Source organism: Megasphaera sp. AM44-1BH, from assembly GCF_003467125.1.
In the GTDB taxonomy this organism is placed as follows: domain Bacteria; phylum Bacillota; class Negativicutes; order Veillonellales; family Megasphaeraceae; genus Megasphaera.
In genome coordinates, this window is record NZ_QSFA01000046.1 from 1 (window position 1) to 3636 (window position 3636).

7 protein-coding genes and 1 pseudogene are annotated in these 3636 nt (G+C 50.1%); all 8 read left to right on the forward strand.

Translation table 11 applies throughout. The features are described 5' to 3' along the window. Positions 1 to 214 (forward strand): annotated as a pseudogene (locus DW949_RS13425) (hypothetical protein); the annotation flags it as partial. Next, positions 207 to 1262, forward strand: coding sequence for a hypothetical protein (locus tag DW949_RS13430; protein ID WP_118023671.1), 1056 nt, complete (start codon positions 207 to 209; stop codon positions 1260 to 1262). The pseudogene DW949_RS13425 and the gene DW949_RS13430, both read left to right, overlap by 8 nt. Before the next feature lie 12 nt (positions 1263 to 1274). Further along, a complete protein-coding gene (locus DW949_RS13435; RefSeq protein WP_233539612.1) occupies positions 1275 to 1532 on the forward strand; it encodes a hypothetical protein in 258 nt (85 codons plus the stop codon). A gap of 12 nt (positions 1533 to 1544) precedes the next feature. Next, positions 1545 to 1913: a hypothetical protein gene (locus DW949_RS13440; protein WP_118023672.1), complete on the forward strand. Its 369-nt coding sequence runs from the start codon at positions 1545 to 1547 to the stop codon at positions 1911 to 1913. Beyond that, positions 1900 to 2130, forward strand: a complete 231-nt coding sequence (locus tag DW949_RS13445) for a hypothetical protein (protein WP_233539613.1) — start codon at positions 1900 to 1902, stop codon at positions 2128 to 2130. Before DW949_RS13440 ends, DW949_RS13445 begins: the two co-directional genes overlap by 14 nt. Positions 2131 to 2143: 13 nt before the next feature. Then, a complete protein-coding gene (locus DW949_RS13450) occupies positions 2144 to 2650 on the forward strand; it encodes a hypothetical protein (protein WP_118023673.1) in 507 nt (168 codons plus the stop codon). A gap of 14 nt (positions 2651 to 2664) precedes the next feature. Beyond that, the gene (locus tag DW949_RS13455) at positions 2665 to 3294 is read left to right on the forward strand and encodes a hypothetical protein (RefSeq protein ID WP_118023674.1); all 630 of its coding nucleotides are present in this window, start codon (positions 2665 to 2667) and stop codon (positions 3292 to 3294) included. Between the two features lie 34 nt (positions 3295 to 3328). After that, positions 3329 to 3508, forward strand: a complete 180-nt coding sequence (locus tag DW949_RS13460) for a hypothetical protein (protein ID WP_118023677.1) — start codon at positions 3329 to 3331, stop codon at positions 3506 to 3508. Positions 3509 to 3636: the final 128 nt, after the last annotated feature.

A 3636-nucleotide genomic window follows, 5' to 3' on the forward strand; every position in this document is an offset into this window, starting at 1 on the left:
AGAATATTATTTCAAGGTGTACTGCATTATGAATGACAAGGATACCGGAACGCTTTCGAAGCTGATTGCCCAGCTCGACATCTATAAACCGGCCCATCTGGGCTATGCCATCTATCTGGGCTATTCCTGGAACGGGAAGATTCGTTGGGATGGCGAGGCAACGTTCTCGACAGCGACCATCGTATCCGGGAAAGGAGTGACGGCAAGTGGCTGAGTATATCAAGGAGAAGTGGTCGGCAGATTTTCCGGACCGGGCCGGGCAGGAAGTCCGGCCAACAGAAGCCGTGGAAAATACGCTGGATTATGATGTGCTTTTCCCTCAGTATCTTTCGGAAGACCCGGTGGTCTTCAATCAGCAGAACAGGACCGTGTCCCAGCTGGTCAGCAATGATGCCCGGCTCTATGAGCGGATTTCTGCGACGGCGGCTGACATTAACGCCCATCTGACCGATGCCAAGGCCCATGCCAGCGGCATCAGCGGCAATGCGGCCAGTGCGTCGAAACTGCAGACGGGACGGAAGATTCACCGGGTGCTGTTTGATGGCACGAGGGACATCACATTGCCTGATTTCAGTGGCTGCGGCGAAAAGACAGCCGGCCAGAGCGGCATGGTTCCATCACCAGCCGCGGGAAAATTGAACACGGTTCTGCACAGCAATGGCAGCTGGGGCAAGGTCACCTACGCCGATATGGACGAGGAGGCGGTAACTAAGATCCAGGCGTGCCCGTTTCCTTTGAACGCTATCTACCTTTCTATGGACGGAAAAAATCCAGCCAATTATTGGCCGGGAACTACCTGGGTAGCGATTGGCATGGGCCGCTGCTTAATCGGTGCTGGTGCAGCAGACAGTGGCACCATGTATACTGCAGGACAGAAGCTGGGCGAAGAAAGACATCCTCTGGCGGGATCAGAAATGCCAATGCACAACCACGCTGCAACAATAAGCCAGAATGGGGAACATACCCATTCACGGGGAAGCATGAATATTACGGGTCAATTTTTTACCGATGACAGTGACTATGCTAAATATTTTCAGGGTGCTTTTTATTATGGTGGCAGCCATGGTGGAAATGGGATTGCTAATAATGATGGTGCGGCCTGGGGGATTGGTAAATTCGAAGCTGCAAGAGCTTGGACGGGGGCAACATCATCCAATGGCAAACACTCTCACAGTATAACAATACAAAATGCTGGTGACGGTCAGGCGCACAATAACATGCAGCCATCCCTCGTGGTTTACATGTTCCAGCGAAAAGGCTAGGAGGTGAGAAATATGGTTGAATGGGTACAGATGGTGGGTTCTTTGGTATCCGTCCTGATGCTTTGCGGCATCATTTTCAACTTTAGCGTCATCAAGCCGCTGAACCAGTCAGTGCGGAGCCTGCAGGAGTGCATTGACCATCTGCGGCGCCAGCTTTCTGAAACGGAAACCAAGCGCCAGGAGATGGCAGAACGCCTTTCCCGTGTGGAGAAGGCGACGGATCATGTGCAGCACCGTCTGGATGTAATCGAGCAGCGGCAGATTGAATAAGGAGGTGGCAGGATGGGCTTTTCAGTCATTCGGAACCGGATTTCCATTACCCGTGGGGATTCGGCACAGATTACGCTGACCATCCGTGACCGGGTGACGGGAAAACCGTTTGTGCCGGGAGCGGATGACCGGCTTACATTTACCGTCAAACGGGCAGTGACGGATAAGGAAGTCCTGATAACAAAGACGCTGGATAACGGCATCATACGCCAGGAAAGTGACTGCCTTTTGCTGTTGCTGCCGGAAGATACGGCACCACTTCCTTTCGGTGCCTATCGGTACGATGTGGAATTAGTGCTGGTTTCCGGCTATACGGATACAGTTATCCCGCCCAGCCCGTTTATTGTGACCGGAGAGGTGACGGCCCGTGGAACGATATAAAGGAAAACTGGAAGGGAAAAGCGCACTCTGTGGAGTGCTTTCTCTGCCGCAGGAGCCGTCCGGGGCGTATCAGGAAAAACAAATCATTCCCAGTGATGTGGAGCAGGTCATCATGCCCGATAAGGGATTCACGGCCATGCGGTCGGTAACGATAGCTGCCATCCCGTCGAACTATGGCAGAATCAGCTTTAATGGCTATGAGTTGAAGGTCGAGTAAAGGAGAAATCAACATGGCGAAAAACGTAAAAATCAATGGTGTCACCTATGAAAGCGTACCGCAGGTATCTATTCCTCTGGCAGGGGGAACCGGGACGGCAGAGTTTTATGATACGACATCGGCAAATGCTGTTGCGGCAGACATCAGGAACGGGAAAACGGCATTCCTGGGAAGTGGTGTGGTGACAGGAACAATGACAGACAATGGTGCGATAACAGGTTCCATCAATGTCGTGAAAGGAACCTATACTGTACCGTCCGGCTACCATAACGGCAGCGGTACCGTCAGCATTGCTTCCTCCGAACAGTTAAAAATCATTACGGGAAATATTAAAGCCGGGGTGACCATCCTCGGGGTTGCCGGAAAGTCCAGCGTGGTCGATACGGCTGATGCAACAGCAGCAGCGAGTACTATTGTGTCCGGGAAAACGGCCTATGTCAACGGTTCTAAAGTGACCGGATCATTGACTTCTGTTGCAGTATCCCAAGATAGCTTGACCAAAGTGCTGACTATCGAATAAAGGAGCGTGATGACATGAAGGTGGATGTGAAAATCGCTGGCGCCAGTTACAATGAGGTTCCATCCGTACTGCTTCCTCTTACGGCTGGCGGAAAAGCCAGATTCTGTGAAGTTTCGGATACAACAGCAGAAACTGGTGACGTTGCTAAAGGCAAGAAATTCTATACGGCAGATGGAGAACTGGCAGAAGGAACCTTGCAGGCAACGCAGATTTCGGTATCAGAAACGAACGTCTTTTACTATTGGGATTCAGGCACTAAGAATATCTGGAAGATTCCATTGACTGTATCTGGCAATACGTATGAACTGTATACTTATGATAGTGCAAACAAAAATGCTACGATTGACTTTGATTTTAGTGCGGATAATCTGGCCTTGTTTATTGGATATCATGATAATGTGACGCTTGCCAGCCTGTCAGAAGGCGGGGAATTATATAACTTCTTCAAATCTCATGATCTTGTGGCAGAAATCGTGAAAGACAGCCAGCTCACTGCAGATGTATCATGTCGGATTTCCAAAGCCGATATTAGTGTATATGCATACCCGGCTTTTACATTGGTGTATTTTCCTTACAGTAAATTTTCCAATGCAGCCAGTCTGAAAAACAATAAAAATAATGTTATACGGTTTCGGTTTGTATGATTTATAAATCGGAATGGAGTGATTATTGAATATTATGTTTGAGAAAGTGAATATCCCCGACTGCATTGTCATCATCGGGCTGGTCACAGCACTGATCCTGGCGATTTTTTATACCCTCAACGAGCTGGCCATGTCCATCGCCTCCGGCCTGCTCGGGTACATCGGCGGCACTGTGAAGTCCGCCGTTCATCAGAAAGGAGAAGAAAAGCAATGAAAGTATTCCTGAACTCCGGCCATGCGCCGGGTGGCCATCCCGACCCGGGGGCCATCAACAGTGAAACAGGCCTGCGTGAATGTGATGTAGCATTGGCCGTTGGTAAATCCGCTGCAAGCTATCTAAAT